This window comes from Pseudomonas sp. Tul2A7 (assembly GCF_054790505.1).
The window spans coordinates 3,074,306-3,090,970 of sequence record NZ_CP186499.1; the positions used below are offsets into that span (position 1 = coordinate 3,074,306).

Below are 16,665 nucleotides of genomic sequence, written 5' to 3' on the forward strand. Positions count from 1 at the left end.
GTCAGATCGCTGAGCCGAGTTGGAAAATCGGCAGGTACATGGCTACGACCAGACCGCCGACGATCACCCCCAGCACCACCATGATGAATGGCTCCATAAGGCTGGTGAGGTTGTCGACCATGTTATCCACTTCTTCCTCGTAAAAGCCTGCAACCTTGTCGAGCATTTCATCCAGCGCACCCGATTCCTCGCCGATAGCGGTCATCTGCACGGCCATGTTGGGAAAGACTCCGGTGCTGCGCATCGAAAAGTTAAGCTGCATGCCGGTGGAGACATCCTGACGAATCCGCAGCACGGCGCGCTTGAACACCACGTTGCCGGTGGCGCCGGCCACCGAGTCGAGCGCTTCCACCAATGGCACACCAGCAGCAAATGTAGTGGAAAGGGTTCGGGCGAAACGGGCGACCGCTGACTTGTACATCAGCGTGCCCACCAATGGCAGCTTCAACAGCCAGGTGTCCTTGCGATCACGTAACGCCTGAGAGGTTTTCAACGCATGGCGGGTGCCGAAAATCGCCGCGACCAGCGCGCCGAGAATCGCCCACCACCATTGCTGCATGAACTCCGAAAGGCTGATCACCATCAGGGTGAAGGCCGGTAATTCGGCGCCGAAACCCGAGAACACCGACTGAAACTGCGGCACCACTTTTACCAGCAGGATCCCGGTCACCACTGCCGCCACCAGCACCACGGCGGCGGGATAGGTCATGGCTTTCTTGATTTTGGCCTTGAGGGCCTCGCTCTTTTCCTTATACGTCGCAACACGTTCCAGCAAGGTATCAAGGGCGCCGGACTGCTCACCAGCATCGACAAGGTTGCAATACAACTCGTCGAAGTACTGCGGCTTTTTGCGCAGGGCGTTGGCAAAGCTGTTACCGGCGGCGACTTCCTGTTTTACCTCGTCGACCAGCTTGCGCATGGCCGGGTTTTCAAAGCCTTCGCCGATGATGTCGAACGACTGCAGCAGCGGTACACCGGCCTTCATCATGGTCGCCATCTGCCGGGTGAACAGCGCGATGTCCTGGGCCTTGATGCGTTTGCCGAAACTCAACAACGACGCGGATTTTTTGCGCACCTTGCCGGGATTGATCCCCTGTTTACGCAGTTGTGCCTTGATCAGCGCCGGGTTTTGTCCGCTCAGCTCACCGGTGACTTTGCTGCCTTTCCTGTCCGTACCTTCCCAGGCGTAGATACTGATTTTCGCTGCCTTGACCGCCATGTTCAGTCCTTGGTGACCCGATTGATTTCTTCAAGGCTGGTGATGCCTTGCATGGCCTTGTGCAACCCAGATGTGCGCAGATCGTCGAAGCCGTCGCGGCGCATTTGGATGTCGATTTCCAGCGAGTTGCCTTCGGCCATGATCAAGCGTTGCAACTCCGGTGTGTTTTTCACCACTTCATAAATCCCCACGCGTCCCTTGTAACCGCCGTTGCAGTGATCGCAACCGACCGGCTCGTAGATCGTGAAATGGCCGATGCGTTCCTCGGGGAAACCTTCCTTGATCAAGGTTTCGCGTGGGATCTCGATGGGCCTCTTGCAGTGGCTGCACAGTTTTCGCGCCAGGCGCTGAGCGATGATCAGGCTGACCGAGGTGGCGATGTTGAAGCCGGGGATGCCCATGTTGTGCAGACGGGTCAGGGTTTCCGCAGCGCTGTTGGTGTGCAGGGTCGAGAGCACCAGGTGGCCGGTCTGCGCAGCCTTGATCGCGATCTCGGCGGTTTCCAGATCGCGGATCTCGCCAACCATGATCACGTCCGGGTCCTGGCGCAGAAACGAGCGCAGCGCTTGGGCAAAATCGAGGCCCTGTTTGGGGTTGACGTTGACCTGGTTGATGCCTTCCATATTGATCTCCACCGGGTCCTCGGCGGTGGAGATATTGATGTCGACGGTATTGAGGATATTCAGGCCGGTGTACAGCGACACGGTTTTCCCCGAGCCGGTGGGGCCAGTGACCAGAATCATGCCTTGGGGCTGCTTGAGCGCGGCCATGTACAGTTCTTTCTGCGCGGGTTCGTAACCAAGCGCGTCGATGCCGATCTGTGCGCTGGACGGATCGAGGATCCGGATCACCACTTTTTCCCCCCACAGCGTCGGCAGGGTGTTGACCCGGAAATCGATCGACTTGCTCTTCGACAGGCGCATCTTGATCCGCCCGTCCTGCGGCTTGCGCCGCTCCGAAATATCGAGACTGGCCATGACTTTCAAACGTGCGGCGATCCGCCCGGCCAGTTGAATCGGCGGTTTGGCCACCTCGCGCAGCATGCCGTCGGTGCGCACTCGTACCCGGTAGTTCTTCTCGTAGGGCTCGAAGTGCAAATCGGAAGAACCGCTTTTGATCGCATCGAGCAACATCTTGTGAACAAAACGCACCACCGGCGCATCGTCGGCGTCGAGTCCGCCAATCGTGTCTTGCTTGCTGTCGTCGATGGATTCGACATCGAGGCCGTCGAGATCGACATCGGCCATGTCTTCCAGGCCACTGGTGTGGGTGTCGAAAAATTTTTCGATGGCATCGGTGAGCTTGTCGTCCTCGACCAGAATGGCTTCGGTGCTCAGCCCCGTACTGAACTGGATGTCGTTGATTGCTTGATGATTGCTCGGGTCGGAAATGCCTACGAATAGCTTGTTACCTCGCCGCCACAGAGGCAGAGCGTGATGCTGACGCACCAGTTTTTCGCTGACCAGGCCTTTGGGCTGGGTTTCCTTGTCGAGGCAATTTAGATCAACGAACGCCATGCCGAAATGCTCGCTGGCGATCTCGGCTACCTGCCAGCTCTTGACCAGTTTGTTCTGCACCAGATAGCTGACCAGCGACAGGCGATTGCGCTGAGCCTGTTGCCAGGCTTGATGGGCACTTTTTTCTGTCAGCAACTCGGCCTGTACCAGTTGCTTGGCCAGACCGCTCAGAGCGATGTCATTCATGGGGATTCCGCACGCTTGCAGTTCATGACTTATAGCCTAGTCAAGTGACAGCGCCAAACACGGCGGGTGCAGGTGACAAAAAGTGTCAGATAGTGCGGTTACGGGCTGTAGGAAATGGCGTTGTAGAGGGTTCGCGCCCAACGGGCGGGGCTTGGAGGCGTTGGCATGGCCTATGCTGCTTCCCTTGCAGATCATGAGATTTCGACTCATGCATGGAGCGTGTCTATGAAAAAACAACAAGGTTTTACTCTGATCGAACTGCTGATCGTGGTGGCGATCATCGGGATTCTGGCGACCATCGCCTTGCCGCAGTATTCCAAGTATCAGGCGCGGTCGAAGGTAACGGCGGGGCTGGCGGAGATCAGTGCGATGAAAGTGCCGTTCGAAGACACCATCAACCAAGGTACCGATCCGACGCTGACACTGGTGGCCGGTAGTGCCACCGTCACAACGTCAAATTGCGCCGTGACCGCATCGGGCACCGCTTCGACCGGGGCCGGCACCATTGTCTGCACAATCAAGAACGCTCCTGGCCCTGTTCTGGACAAAACCATCACCTTGACCCGTTCATCGGGCACCGGTGCTGGCGTCTGGACTTGCGGCACCACTGTGGCGCCGGACTATTCGCCAAAAGGCTGCACCGCCAGCGGTACATAAGTTGAATGTGTGCTGAACAGAATGCCCCGCAGTGCGGGGCATTTTTCATTGCGCAGCCGTTCACAAAAGCTTCAATAATTTCAGCGTCTTAGGAACTTTCCAAAAAACCGTAACTTGCATGTCGATAATTCGAAGGTCATGCAAATTGCATGATTTCGAAAATTTCGGTAATTCATAAGTTGTTGATTTATAAAGAAAATATTGATTTTCAAAAGTTGGCACAGCGTTCGCAACTACCTTGGTAACCCTGCTGACAAGACAACCAGCAGACTTTCCAGAAAAACAGGAGTTACTCGTATGAAGAAGTTCGCTATCACTGCCGCTGCTGCTACCGCGCTGACCCTGACCATGGCTTCCGGTGCATTCGCACAATCCACTCAGGCTACCCAGGCTCCAATGACTCTGGCTGCCGGTGAAGTCACCGAGATGAAACAAGATACTTCCGATACTTGGATCACCACCAAAGTCAAAGCTGACCTGGTTACCGAAAAAGGCATTCCTGGTACTGACATCAAAGTAGAAACCAACAAAGGCGTTGTATCGCTGTCGTCGACTACTGCTGTAACTGAATCGCAGAAAGACGTTGCTGTAGCGATCGCCAAGAAAATCAAAGGCGTCAAAGCGGTCTCCGCTGACGGCCTGAAAGCCGAGTAAGGCATGACTTCTCGCCTGGACCGGGAGAAGACGCGACAGACGGGCCGAGCAATACGTCTGCCGCAACTTTAGAGTTCATGCGAACGGTCACACGGATGTGACCATTACAGGCCCCGCCACTTGTGTCGGGGCCTGTTCTATTTCAGAGACGCAACAAAACAACTGTAGGAGTGAGCCTGCTCGCGATAGCGGTGTATCAGTCGATTGATGTGTCGACTGACCTAACGCCATCGCGAGCAGGCTCACTCCTACAAGGGGGTTGGTGTTGAGTCAGTTACCGCGTTTGCTGTTGATCTGCCGCAGGCGATTGCCTTCAAAGCGCAGGTATTGGTACATGCCGTTGCTCGGACCGTAAGTCCATTCCTCGACCTGAAACTCTTCGCGACGATTGGCGCTGCGCTTGTAGCCGAGCAGATCACGGCTGACCGGCTCACCGCACTTTTGCAGGACTTCGCTGGAACGGTCGCCAAGGCTGATCAACTGACTGCCGCAGCGCAGCGTATCGGACGCCGAGGCGTGATTGGCTGCGAACGTCATTGCGATCAATGCCAGCCACTGCAGTTTCATCATTCGGCATCCAGGTGCATTTGCGTCACCACGCGGCCATCGCTCTCGGCTTCACCGAGATTGGCGTCGATGAAGTACACACGGTCGTCTGCCAGTTGGCCTTTATCGACCAGATAATCCTTGATGCTGCTGGCCCGGTCCTGACCCAACTGACGCAACAGCACATCGCTGCCACTCCAGAACTGGATCACGCCTTCGCGCATCTTCGCTGTGCGTTCTTCCTTGCCCAGATCCTTCCATTCCGCCGGAGGCTGGGTTTTCAGACGGGTGCGGTAAATGCCCTCGAGCAGTGGACCTTTCTCGCTGTCGGGCACTTGCAGCAGCGACGCCTGAGCCGGGACTTTATCGCCACGACGCTGGAGCATCTTGTAGTAGTTGTACTGGTATTCACGTTCCAGACGCTGCTCGGCGAGCAACGGGCCGTCACTGCTTTTGGCGGCAGTGCCTTCGATCTCCAGACGCAGTGCCGGACGCTCCTTCAGCGCCTGAGACAGTTTGATCAGCGCCGCTTCGGCATCCTTGCTCAACTCGCTGGAACCCGGAGCAAACGACACGGTGCCAAGGTCTTGCGAGCTGCCACCACTGATCAGGCCGCCAATCATCTTGAATGGCGCGGCGGCGGTTTTGACGATCAGGTTGCGCAGGGTCTGCCAGACAATCGGCATCACGCTGAATTGCGGGTTGTTCAAGTCGCCGGTCACCGGCAACTCGATGGAGATCTTGCCGTCGACGTCCTTGAGCAGGGCAATCGCCAGTTTCAGCGGCAGGCTCACGGCATCCGGGCTGTCGACTTTTTCGCCGAGCTGCAATTGCTCGACCACCACTTTGTTTTCGGCTTTGAGCTGGCCCTTGGTGATCAGGTAATGCAGGTCGAGGTTGAGCCTGCCCTTGCGGATACGGTAACCGGCGAATTTGCCGGAGTAGGGCGTCAGTGTCGTCAGCTCGACGCGTTTGAAACTGGTGGCGATGTCGAGGCTGGCCATCGGGTCGAAGGGATTGACCGCGCCCTTGATGGTCACCGGTGCGTAGCGATCGACCTTGCCTTTGATGTCGACGCTGGCCGGTTTCGCCTGACGGCTGTCGATGGTGCCGATCTGGCCGTTGAGTTGCTGCACGGCGGTGGCGAAGTTGGGCGTCAGGCTGAAGTCGGCGAAGTTGGCCGAGCCGTCATTGATCGCGATGCCACCGATGTGAATACCCAACGGTTTCTCGTTGCTGGCCGGTTTGGCTGCCGTGGTTTTTGCGCCGCTGTCGGCCGGTTGCGGGATCAGCAGGTCGTCGATGTTGGTGGTGCGATCGTCGTTGATCATGAACCGCACATAAGGCTGGAACAGGTTGACCTTGTCGATCGACAGACTGTCGCCGTGCTGATAGTTCAGGCCTTCGACCACCACTTGCTGCCATTTGAGGAAGTCGCGGGTTTTCAAGGTGTCGAGGGTGTGCAGTTGATCGATCTGTGCGCGACCGGTGACGCTGAGTGCCAGTGGTTCGGTGCTCTTGAGATTGACCTTCAGATCACTGCCGAGCATGCCGCTGCGCAGTTCCAGACGAATGAACGGGTTGATGTAGGACTGCGCAACCCGCAGGTCGATGTCCTGGGTTTTCACGTTGAGCTGGGCGTTGACCGGGGCGAGATTGACCGTGCCGTCTGCCATGATCTTGCCTTGCTTGCCCACGCCGCTGTCGAGTTTGAGCTTGAAGGGCGAACCGTTGAGGCTGTCGAAGTCTTGCAGGTCGACGTTTAGCGGGGTGATATCCAGTGCCACCGCAGGGGTTGCCGAACGGTCGGCCACATGCACGGTGTAGTTACGCAATTGCACGTCTTTGAGCAGCACTTGCCATGGTTTGCTCGGCGCAGTGGATTCTGGCTTCGGCGAATCAGCAGCGGCTGGCGTGCTGGCAGGTTCCGCAGCGGCTTTGGCGGCGGGTTTCGACGGTTGGCTGGCGAACAGTTTCTGCCAGTCCAGTTGCCCGTCGGCTTCGAGGGCGGCCCAGGTTTCCAGTTTGTTGCTGCGGATCTTGCCGACCACGACTTGTTGTTTGGCCAGATCCACCGAGGTTTCGCTGACGTCCAGGCGTTCGAGTTTCGCCAGTGGTCGCCCATCCGGAGCCTTGATGGCGAACGGCGCGATGCTCACCGCAACGTTGTTCAGTTGCAGCTCGGTTTCTTTCGACAGATTGAGTTTGTATTCGCTGCTGAGGCTGATTACACCGTCTTCCAGCACCAGCGGCACCGAATCACGCACGTAGGGCCAGAACGCTTTCATCTTGCCGTCGGTGACTTTCAGGGTGCCTTCGGAAGTGAACGGGATCAGGCTGAAATTGCCACTCCAGTCGATCCGCCCACCGGCCGGGCCGATGGCGACCAGGGTCATGTCGGCACTGTCTTCGGGCAGGGTGCTGAGGTTTTTCAGTTCGAAGCTGAGGTCGTCGTAGAGAAATTCGATGGGCTCGCTCGGACGCACGTCTTCAAAGTGCACGACGCCGCCGGCCAGTTTGATGTTGTCGATGCGCAGCGGGAACGGTTTGGCGTCCGGGTCGGCTGGTGTCGGCTCGCTGGCCGGCACATTGAACAGGCCGAGCAGGTTGAGTTTGCCGTCTTTGGCGAAAAGGATTTCGGTTTTCGGCTTGTCCAGCTCGATGTTGGCCAGATGCAGGGCTTTGGTCCACAGGCTGTCGATTTGCAGGTCGGCGTACAGGCGATCGAAGCCGACCTGTTCCTTGCCCGGCTCGCCGATGACCAGTCCCCACAGGGTGACTTCAAGGCTGAACGGATTGAGCTCGATACGCTGGATATGCGCAGGCACCGTTGCGTAATTGGCCAGTTGTTGATTGGCCACACGCAGGGCGATGCCCGGCAAAATCAGAAACCCCAGCAGGCTGTAGAGGGCCAGAGCAGTCAACAAGGCGCCAATCGCGCGAATCAATCCTTTGGGCATGTGCGGCTTCATCTGTCTGAATCGGAGTGCCTTGGAGTATGGCACGCGATTCTGGTTCCGAAGTACCTCGCATGGAGCAGGATTGTTCAGATTCTTCTGTAGGAACGCTTTCCATGTGGGAGCGAGCCTGCTCGCGAAGGCGTTCTATCAGCCACTCTATCTGTTGGCTGATACATCGCTTTCGCGAGCAGGCTCGCTCCCACATTGGACAGTTGTCAGCTGCGCGGGCAGCTCAGAGCTGCAGGATCAGGGTTTTCAGCGGCGGTTGCTGGTCCATGGACGGAAAGTCGGCGCCCGGGGTCATCACGCTCCACTCACGCACCGGTCGCCCGGCCTTCTCGGCGCAGCGCAGCACCTGCTCGCGCCAGTCGTCCATGCTGACTTTCGCCAGGTTGTTGCAGCAGATCAGCACGCCGTTGTCGGCGGTGGTCAGCAGGGCCGGTTTGAGCAGGCTCTGATAGTCGCGCAGCAGGTCGACGGTGCCGAATGCGCTCTTGGCCCACGCGGGCGGGTCGAGCAGGACCAGATCATATTGGCGCTGATCGAGGCGCTGGTAGCTCGGCAGTTTCTGTCCACGGCGCTGACTGATCGGCAGACCGGCGAGTTGCCGGATTGCCGGAAAGTAATCGGACTGGATGAACTGCATCTGCGGCAATTGCGGGTTGAGCAGACCGTTTTCACGGCCGACCGCCAGATTGCCTTCAGCGAAATCCAAGTTACACACCTCACGCGCGCCACCGGCGGCCGCACTGAGGCCGACGCCGCAGGTGTAGGCAAACAGGTTGAGCACGGATTTGCCCTTGGCGTGATCCTTGACCCAGCCACGGGTGTTGCGCAGGTCGAGGAACAGCAGCGGATCCTGCCCGGCATGACGCCCGCGCACACGGTAGTTCAGACCCCATTCGTGGCCAACCAGATCGGCCAGCGCCGCCTCGTCAGCCTTATAGACGCTGTCTTCGCGGTCAATGCGCGAGTTGCCACGGGAGCGGTCGTTGTAGACCAGCAAGGTTTCCAGCCCCAGGCTCTGATTAACCATGGCGTGCAGTTGCAGCAGGTCGTCCCGCTCCAGCGTCTGGTGGAAGCTTTGCACCAGCAGTTGCGGGCCATAACGGTCGATAGTCAGACCGCCGGCGCCTTCCTGGCTGCCGTGGAACAGCCGATAGCAATCGGTGCCCTGGCGGTGCAGCTCGGCCAGCAAATCCTGGCGTTGATCGAGGGCGGCGCGCAGCGCCTGATTCAAGGAAGACATGCGGGCGCCTTGCTGGTGAGAATGGGGGCGCGGGAGTTTAGCAGTTTGGCGGGTAACCGAGGTGCTGCCTTCGCGAGCAGGCTCGCTCCCACATGGGATATGTGCTGCAAATCAAATCTCCTGTGGGAGCGAGCCTGCTCGCGAAGCTTTTAGGTCAGCAAACCCATCCGGCGTTTGGCCCGTTGCACCGAACCATTGCGCATCGCCCAGCGCAGCATCGGTGCGCTGCGTCTGACGCTGGCGCGAATCAACTGGCGTTGCAGCGAACTCTGGCGGACATCGAGCATATCGCTGGCCCAGTCCGGCAGCAGATCAATACCGGCCTTCATCATCAGATCGCCAAACGGCCGGGCCAGAACACTGGGCGCCGGTGCGGCCAGCAATAGGCGCAACACTTCTCGGCTGCGCTCGTCGCACAGCAACTGCGGGCGCATGCGTTGCAGATAATCGGCTACCGCTTGCCGCGATTTCGGCACATTCCGCGCACCGAGGCGTTCGGCAATCACGGCGATTTCCGCGTAATAACAATCCTGATCCGCCCCCGACAACTGCGGGTTGCGATAACGCAAATGCGCCGCGAGAAAGTTACTCACTTCCGCCACATGCACCCACGTCAGCAAATCCGCATCGCTGGCCGCGTAAGGGCGGCCATCCGGCGCGGTACCGACCACTTGCAGGTGAATGATGCGCACTTTCTCGATCAGCCAGTCGGCGTCCTTTCGCGAGCCGAATGTGGTGCCGGAAACAAACTGACTGGTGCGCCGCAAGCGTCCGAGCATGTCTTCACGAAAATTCGAATGATCCCAAACCCCGGCCAATGCCAGCGGATGCAAGGCTTGCAGCAACAACGCGCTGATGCCGCCGATCAACATGCTGCTGAAGTCGCCGTGCACCTGCCAACTGATCGAGTCGGGGCCGAACAGGCCGGGGTCGCCCTTGGGGTTTTCCAGATCGAGTTGGCCGAGGGACAGCCCGGTCAGGCTCATGAGCTGGTTTTCAATACGACTGCGGATGAATTCCATGACCACTCAGTGCGAAAGGGCGGGCGCGGCCGGTTGACCGCGCCCGGGGTGTTACTGATTGAGGCGCTTGTCGATCAGGCCTTGCACCACGCTCGGGTCAGCCAGGGTCGAGGTGTCGCCGAGGCTGTCGAGTTCGTTGCAGGCGATCTTGCGCAGGATGCGCCGCATGATCTTGCCTGAACGGGTTTTCGGCAAGGCCGGCGCCCACTGGATCAAGTCCGGTTTGGCGAAGCTGCCGATTTCCTTGCTGACATGGGCGAGCAGTTCTTTCTTCAGTTCATCATTCGGTTCGGTGCCGTTCATGGGCGTGACGAAGGCGTAGATGCCCTGACCTTTGACGTCGTGGGGGTAACCGACCACGGCGGCTTCGGCGATGCTGTCGTGCAGCACCAGCGCGCTTTCCACTTCAGCCGTGCCGATGCGGTGACCGGAGACGTTGATCACGTCGTCGATGCGCCCGGTGATCCAGTAGTCGCCATCCTCGTCGCGGCGCGCGCCGTCGCCGGTGAAGTAGTAACCGGGGTAGGGTTTGAAATAGGTGTCGACCATGCGTTGCGGGTCGCCGTAGACGCTGCGGATCTGTGCCGGCCAGCTCGATTTGATCGCCAGCACGCCGCTGCCGGCGCCTTTGATTTCCTTGCCTTGCTCATCAAGCAACACCGGTTGCACGCCGAACATCGGCTGGGTGGCGCAGCCCGGTTTGATCCGCTGTGCGCTGACCAGCGGGCTGAGCATGATGCCGCCGGTTTCGGTCTGCCACCAGGTGTCGACGATAGGGCAGCGCTGTTCTCCTACGACGTTGAAATACCATTCCCACGCTTCCGGGTTGATCGGCTCACCGACGCTGCCGAGTAATCTGAGGCTGGCGCGCGAGGTTTCCTTCAACGGTTCGGCACCTTCGCGCATCAACGCGCGCAGGGCGGTCGGTGCTGTGTAGAAGATGTTGACCTTGTGTTTATCAATCACCTGCCAGAAGCGTGAACTGCTCGGGTAGCTCGGCACGCCTTCGAACATCAGCGTGGTTGCGCCATTGGCCAATGGGCCGTAGACGATGTAGCTGTGGCCGGTGACCCAGCCGACGTCGGCGGTGCACCAGAACACCTCGCCGTCACGGTAGTCGAGAACGTATTTGAAGGTCATCGCCGCTTGCAGCAGGTAACCGCCGGTGGTGTGCAGCACGCCTTTGGGTTTGCCGGTGCTGCCGGAGGTGTAGAGGATGAACAGCGGATCTTCGGCGTCCATCGGTTCCGGTGGGCAATCGTCGCTGACATCGCGCACGGCCTGGTGATACCAGAGATCACGACCCTCGACCCAATCGACGTTGCCTTGGCTGCGTTCGACCACCACGACGGTGCTGACGTCCGGGCAACTTTGCAGGGCTTTGTCGACATTCTGTTTCAGCGGAACGAACTTGCCGCCGCGCACGCCTTCATCCGCCGTGATCACCGTGCGGCAATCGGCATCGAGAATGCGGTCACGCAGGGAATCAGGGGAGAAACCGCCGAACACCACCGAATGGATCGCACCGATCCGCGAACAGGCGAGCATGGCGTACGCGGCTTCGGGGATCATCGGCATGTAGATGCACACCCGGTCGCCTTTCTTCACGCCACGGCTTTTCAGCACGTTGGCCAAGCGGCAGACGTGGTGATGGAGTTTTTTGTAAGTGATTTGTGCCGATTCGGCCGGGTCGTCGCCTTCCCAGAGCAGGGCGGTCTGCTCGCCGCGTTTTGCCAGGTGGCGGTCGATGCAGTTGTAACTGACGTTCAGTCTGCCCCCGGCAAACCAGGCAGCTTCACCGGTTTTCAGGTCATAGCGCTGAACGGTCTGCCACGGCGTGCTCCAGTCGAGGAAGCGCGTGGCCTGTTCGGCCCAGAAGGTTGTGGGGTGTTCAATGGATTCGCGGTACAGGCGCCGGTAGTCATCCTGACTCAATTGCGCAGCCCGGCGGACGGCATCGGCTTTGGGGAACGTGCTGATATCGAACATGACGGTTCCTTATTCTTGTGGTGCGACAGGAATAAAGATGCGCCGATGGGGGCAAGGGATCAAGGCCGCCCCTCACCCTAACCCTCTCCCAAAGGGAGAGGGGACTGACCGAGGTGTTTGGGCTTGATACATCGTCTTGAAATTCCGGAGTCGAACTCAAGTATTGAAAAGCGTGAAAATCGGCTCCCTTTCCCCCTCTACCCCTTGGGGGAGAGGGCTGGGGTGAGGGGGAAGCGATTTGGCTGTCACCGCGAAATCCACGCCAAACGCCAGACAAAAAAAAAGCCCCTGAACTTCAGGGGCTCTCTATCAAGCGACTGATCAACCGCGGTGACGACCGCGGAAGTAGTTGATCAGGCCCTGAGTGGAAGGATCGTCAGCGGTGGTTTCATCGCTGCCGACCAGACGGTTGTAAACGCCTTTGCCCAGTTCCTTGCCCAGCTCCACGCCCCATTGGTCAAAGGCGTTGATGCCCCAGACCACGCTTTGTACGAACACTTTATGTTCATACATTGCCACCAGCGCGCCAAGACGACGCGGGCTGATGCGTTCAACCACAATGGTGTTGCTCGGACGGTTGCCCGGGATCACCTTGTGCGGCGCCAGTTTGTGCACTTCTTCTTCGCTCATGCCCTTGTCGCGCAGTTCCTGCTCGGCTTCCGGCAAGGTCTTGCCGAGCATCAGCGCCTGGCTCTGCGACAGGCAGTTGGCGTACAGCCACTGATGGTGGTCGGAAACCGGGTTGAAGCTGACGATCGGCACGATGAAATCGGCCGGGATCAACTGCGAACCTTGATGCAGCAACTGGTGGTAAGCGTGCTGACCGTTGCAGCCGACGCCGCCCCAGATCACCGGACCGGTATCGGTCGACACCGGCGTGCCGTCCTGGCGCACGCTCTTGCCGTTGGATTCCATGTCCAGTTGTTGCAAGTGCTTGGTGATGTTGCGCAGGTAGTGGTCGTACGGCAGGATCGCGTGGCTTTGCGCGCCCCAGAAGTTGCCGTACCACACACCGAGCAGGGCCAGCAGCACCGGCATGTTCTGTTCGAACGGCGCAGTCTGGAAATGCTGATCCATGGTGTAGGCACCGGACAGCAGCTCCTTGAAGTTGGACATGCCGATGGCCAAAGCAATCGGCAAACCGATGGCCGACCACAGCGAATAACGACCGCCGACCCAGTCCCACATCGGGAAGATGTTTTCTTCGCGGATACCAAACGCCACGGCCGCTGCGTTGTTGCTCGATACGGCGATGAAGTGACGATACAGCTCGGCTTCCGAACCGCCCTGCGCCAGGTACCAGGCACGAGCAGCCTGGGCATTCTTCAGGGTTTCGAGGGTGTTGAACGACTTCGACGAAACGATGAACAGCGTGGTCTCGGCGCGCAGTTTCTGCGTCAGCTCGTGGAATTCGCTGCCGTCGATGTTCGCCAGATAATGGCAACGCACGCCTTTCTGCGCGTACGACAGCAGGGCTTCGGAGACCAGCTCAGGGCCGAGGAACGAGCCACCGATGCCGATGTTGACCACGTCGGTGATCGGCTTCTCGGTGTAGCCACGCCACAGACCGTCGTGAATGCGGCCAACCAGGTCGGTGATCTGGTTCAGGACCTTGTGGACTTCCGGCATCACATTGACGCCATTGACCGACAGCTTGTCGCCCACCGGACGGCGCAGCGCGGTATGCAACGCCGGGCGACCTTCGGAGGTGTTGACGATTTCGCCTTCAAACAGCGCTTTGATGGCGCCCTTGAGATCGACTTCATTGGCCAGACCGACCAGCAGGTTGCGGGTCTGGGCGTTGATCAAATTCTTCGAATAATCGAGAAACAGTCCGCAGCTACTGAGGGTGAACTGGTTGAAGCGCTGCGGATCGGCGTTGAAGGCTTCGCGCATGCTGAAATCCTGCATGGCTTGGCGGTGATCTTTCAACGCTTGCCAGGCGGGCAGAGCGGTAACGTCTTGAGGAGTGAGGTAATACGCCATCGCTGCGGTTTTCCTTTTTACTTGAACGGCCTTTTGAACACTGAACAGACCCGGCACGCCCTGTTTGGGCATGGGATCATCTGCGTCGACACGATTTCTGGACACAGGGCGAATACAGTAAACCTCGCGCTGCGTTCTGTCTTGACTTTGTCTGACCAGATCCCTGTACTTTTTTAACATCCAGACCGGGAACTGGCCGACAAACGGAGGGGGAGCGGGGCGATTTCGCGATCAGGCGAGCTGAACCGGGATGGCGTTGCTGGTGTGGCTCAGCTCGTTGCCGGGCGCCATGTAGAGCATGCGCGGCTTGAAATTGACCAGCTCGGCTTCGCTGTAATGGGCGTAGGCACAAATGATCACGCGGTCGCCGACCTTGGCCTTGTGCGCAGCGGCGCCGTTGACGGAGATCATCCGCGAGCCTTCTTCACCACGAATCGCGTAGGTGGTGAAACGCTCGCCGTTGTCGACGTTGTAAATCTGGATCTGCTCGTATTCACGGATGCCGGACAAGTCCAGCCACTCGCCATCGATGGCGCACGAACCTTCGTAATCGAGCACCGCATGAGTGACTTCGGCGCGGTGCAGTTTGGCCTTGAGCATGATCGCGTGCATGAGTGTTTTCCCGGGTTGGAATCGAACGGCGGGCAGTGTGCCCGAAGGCTTTTAAGGCGGCAATACAGCTGGAATGCAATCTTCATGACGCTGAAAAACACTGTAGGAGTGAGCCTGCTCGCGATGGCGGTGTGTCATTCAACACTAATGCTGACTGACACCCCGCCATCGCGAGCAGGCTCACTCCTACAGGGGGCGATGCGGTGTTTTTAAGCCGGGGTGTCGAGATTCAGGTGCAGGTTGTCGATCAACCGCGTAGTGCCGAGGAACGCCGCCACCAGAATCACCAGATCACGGTCTTCAGCCGTCGCCGGACGCAGGGTCAGCGCATGGCGGATTTCCAGATAGTCCGGACGTAGCCCCGCTGCTTCCAGCTGCTGCAACTGGGCACTGATCAGCGCCGGGAAGTCGCGTTCACCCTGCTTGATCGACTCGGCAATGTTGCTCAGCGAGCGATAAACGACCGGAGCCACCGCGCGTTGTTCTTCGCTGAGGAAACCGTTGCGCGACGATAACGCCAGGCCATCGGCGGCGCGTACGGTCGGCTCGCCGATGATCTGGATCGGCATGTTCAGGTCATGCACCAGGGCACGGATCACGGCCAGTTGCTGATAATCCTTCTGGCCGAAAATCGCCAGATCCGGCTGGACCATGTTGAACAGCTTGCTGACCACGGTCGCCACGCCTTCAAAGTGCCCCGGACGGCTGGCGCCGCACAGGCCTTCGGACAATTGCGGCACGCTGACCCGAGTCTGCCCGGCCATGCCGTCGGGGTACATTTCCTCGACAGTCGGCGCGAACAGCAGGGAGCAACCGGCTTCAAGGAGTTTTTCCTGATCGGCCGCGAGGGTGCGCGGGTATTTGTCGAGGTCTTCACCGGCGCCGAATTGCAGCGGGTTGACGAAAATGCTCGCGACCACGAAATCGACCCGCTGTGTGGCTTTGGTGATCAGTGCGACGTGACCGCTGTGGAGGTTGCCCATGGTCGGCACGAAGCCGATGCGCTTGCCTTCGCTGCGGGCGCGGGCTACGGCGGCGCGCAGTTCGCGTACGGTTTTGACGGTGTTCATGCAGAAAATCCGTGTTCGATGCCAGGGAACGTGGTGGCTTTGACTTCGTTGACGTAAGCCTTCAGCGCGGATTGGATGCTGTCCTGACCCTGCATGAAGTTCTTCACGAACTTCGGCACGCGGCCAGTGATCGACAGGCCGAGCATGTCGTGCAGCACCAATACCTGACCGTCGGTGGCGTTACCGGCGCCGATGCCGATCACCGGGATCTTCACCGCCTGGCTGATTTCGGCGGCCAGTTCGCTCGGCACGCATTCGAGCAGCAGCATCGCCGCACCGGCCTGTTCCAGCGAGATCGCATCAGCACGCATCTGCCGCGCCTGGTTCTCGTTGCGCCCCTGCACTTTATAGCCGCCGAGAATGTTCACCGCTTGCGGGGTCAGGCCCATGTGCGCGCACACCGGTACACCGCGTTCGGCGAGCAGACGGATCGACTCGGCGAGCCACAGCTGACCTTCGACCTTGACCATGTGCGCACCGGCCTGCATCAGCATGGCGCTGTTAGTCATGGTTTGTTCAAGGGTGGCATTGGCCATGAACGGCAGGTCGGCGAGGATCAGGGCATCGCTGTTGCCGCGTTTGACGCAAGCGGTGTGGTAGGCCATTTCTGCGGTGGTCACCGGCAACGTGCTGTCGTGACCTTGCAGGACCATGCCGAGGGAGTCGCCCACCAGCAGCACTTCGACACCGGCCTCATTACAGGCGTGAGCGAAGGTCGCGTCATAGCAGGTCAGCATGGTGATCTTTTCACCTTTCTGCTTGAGGCTCTGGAGCGTGGTCAGGGTGATGGCTGGCATGTAAAAAATCCTCGTTCAGGCGCTCTGGAAACTACTGCGAGTAACGCGCGTGATTCTTCATCTACTCAGGCGCACGCTCTTTTGTCGTGCTTATAAGGCCTGGATTGCGCCCGTATGTGCCGTGTTGGCGGCAGCGGGACGCCTATAGTCGTGATGAGCCAACAGGAAGTCAATTGCGTGTGTTACCGCGTTGTTACGAGG

Annotated in this window: 13 protein-coding genes; 2 read left to right on the plus strand and 11 right to left on the minus strand. The window is 59.1% G+C overall.

What is annotated here, in order from left to right; all coding sequences use genetic code 11:
- Window position 1: 1 nt before the first annotated feature.
- Window positions 2–1,219 (minus strand): type II secretion system F family protein, encoded by a 1,218-nt coding sequence (locus ACOYXJ_RS13910; RefSeq protein WP_102900514.1) that lies wholly within the window; start codon window positions 1,217–1,219, stop codon window positions 2–4.
- Window positions 1,220–1,221: 2 nt separating this feature from the next.
- Window positions 1,222–2,922 carry a type IV-A pilus assembly ATPase PilB gene (gene pilB / locus ACOYXJ_RS13915; protein ID WP_460369978.1) on the minus strand — a complete coding sequence of 567 codons (1,701 nt, stop codon included), beginning with the start codon at window positions 2,920–2,922 and terminating at the stop codon, window positions 1,222–1,224.
- Between the two features lie 225 nt (window positions 2,923–3,147).
- Here pilB and ACOYXJ_RS13920 point away from each other — a divergent pair, with 225 nt between their 5' ends.
- Together ACOYXJ_RS13920 and ACOYXJ_RS13925 are read left to right on the plus strand one after the other, a co-directional pair.
- Window positions 3,148–3,579, plus strand: coding sequence for a pilin (locus tag ACOYXJ_RS13920; RefSeq protein WP_007909907.1), 432 nt, complete (start codon window positions 3,148–3,150; stop codon window positions 3,577–3,579).
- 297 nt (window positions 3,580–3,876) lie between these two features.
- Window positions 3,877–4,233: a BON domain-containing protein gene (locus tag ACOYXJ_RS13925; RefSeq protein ID WP_095121779.1), complete on the plus strand. Its 357-nt coding sequence runs from the start codon at window positions 3,877–3,879 to the stop codon at window positions 4,231–4,233.
- A 270-nt stretch (window positions 4,234–4,503) separates the two neighbouring features.
- Here ACOYXJ_RS13925 and ACOYXJ_RS13930 read toward each other — a convergent pair whose 3' ends face one another.
- The 9 genes from ACOYXJ_RS13930 to panB form a co-directional block, all read right to left on the minus strand.
- Window positions 4,504–4,800 (minus strand): DUF2845 domain-containing protein, encoded by a 297-nt coding sequence (locus ACOYXJ_RS13930; RefSeq protein ID WP_460373134.1) that lies wholly within the window; start codon window positions 4,798–4,800, stop codon window positions 4,504–4,506.
- Window positions 4,800–7,751, minus strand: a complete 2,952-nt coding sequence (locus tag ACOYXJ_RS13935; RefSeq protein WP_460369981.1) for a DUF748 domain-containing protein — start codon at window positions 7,749–7,751, stop codon at window positions 4,800–4,802. The genes ACOYXJ_RS13930 and ACOYXJ_RS13935 overlap by 1 nt, the downstream gene beginning before the upstream one ends.
- 220 nt (window positions 7,752–7,971) lie before the next feature.
- The gene (locus tag ACOYXJ_RS13940; protein WP_150730465.1) at window positions 7,972–8,988 is read right to left on the minus strand and encodes a class I SAM-dependent rRNA methyltransferase; all 1,017 of its coding nucleotides are present in this window, start codon (window positions 8,986–8,988) and stop codon (window positions 7,972–7,974) included.
- A 149-nt stretch (window positions 8,989–9,137) separates the two neighbouring features.
- Window positions 9,138–10,010: an oxygenase MpaB family protein gene (locus tag ACOYXJ_RS13945; RefSeq protein ID WP_460369984.1), complete on the minus strand. Its 873-nt coding sequence runs from the start codon at window positions 10,008–10,010 to the stop codon at window positions 9,138–9,140.
- Window positions 10,011–10,061: 51 nt separating this feature from the next.
- Window positions 10,062–11,999 (minus strand): acetate--CoA ligase, encoded by a 1,938-nt coding sequence (acs, locus tag ACOYXJ_RS13950; RefSeq protein WP_460369986.1) that lies wholly within the window; start codon window positions 11,997–11,999, stop codon window positions 10,062–10,064.
- Between the two features lie 321 nt (window positions 12,000–12,320).
- A complete protein-coding gene (gene pgi, locus ACOYXJ_RS13955) occupies window positions 12,321–13,985 on the minus strand; it encodes a glucose-6-phosphate isomerase (protein WP_102900508.1) in 1,665 nt (554 codons plus the stop codon).
- A 231-nt stretch (window positions 13,986–14,216) separates the two neighbouring features.
- Window positions 14,217–14,597 (minus strand): aspartate 1-decarboxylase, encoded by a 381-nt coding sequence (gene panD, locus ACOYXJ_RS13960; RefSeq protein ID WP_003205654.1) that lies wholly within the window; start codon window positions 14,595–14,597, stop codon window positions 14,217–14,219.
- 209 nt (window positions 14,598–14,806) lie between these two features.
- Complete coding sequence (panC, locus tag ACOYXJ_RS13965; protein ID WP_150794044.1) at window positions 14,807–15,667, minus strand: pantoate--beta-alanine ligase; 861 nt, start codon at window positions 15,665–15,667, stop codon at window positions 14,807–14,809.
- Complete coding sequence (gene panB / locus ACOYXJ_RS13970; protein ID WP_116029781.1) at window positions 15,664–16,464, minus strand: 3-methyl-2-oxobutanoate hydroxymethyltransferase; 801 nt, start codon at window positions 16,462–16,464, stop codon at window positions 15,664–15,666. Before panB ends, panC begins: the two co-directional genes overlap by 4 nt.
- Window positions 16,465–16,665 lie beyond the last annotated feature (201 nt).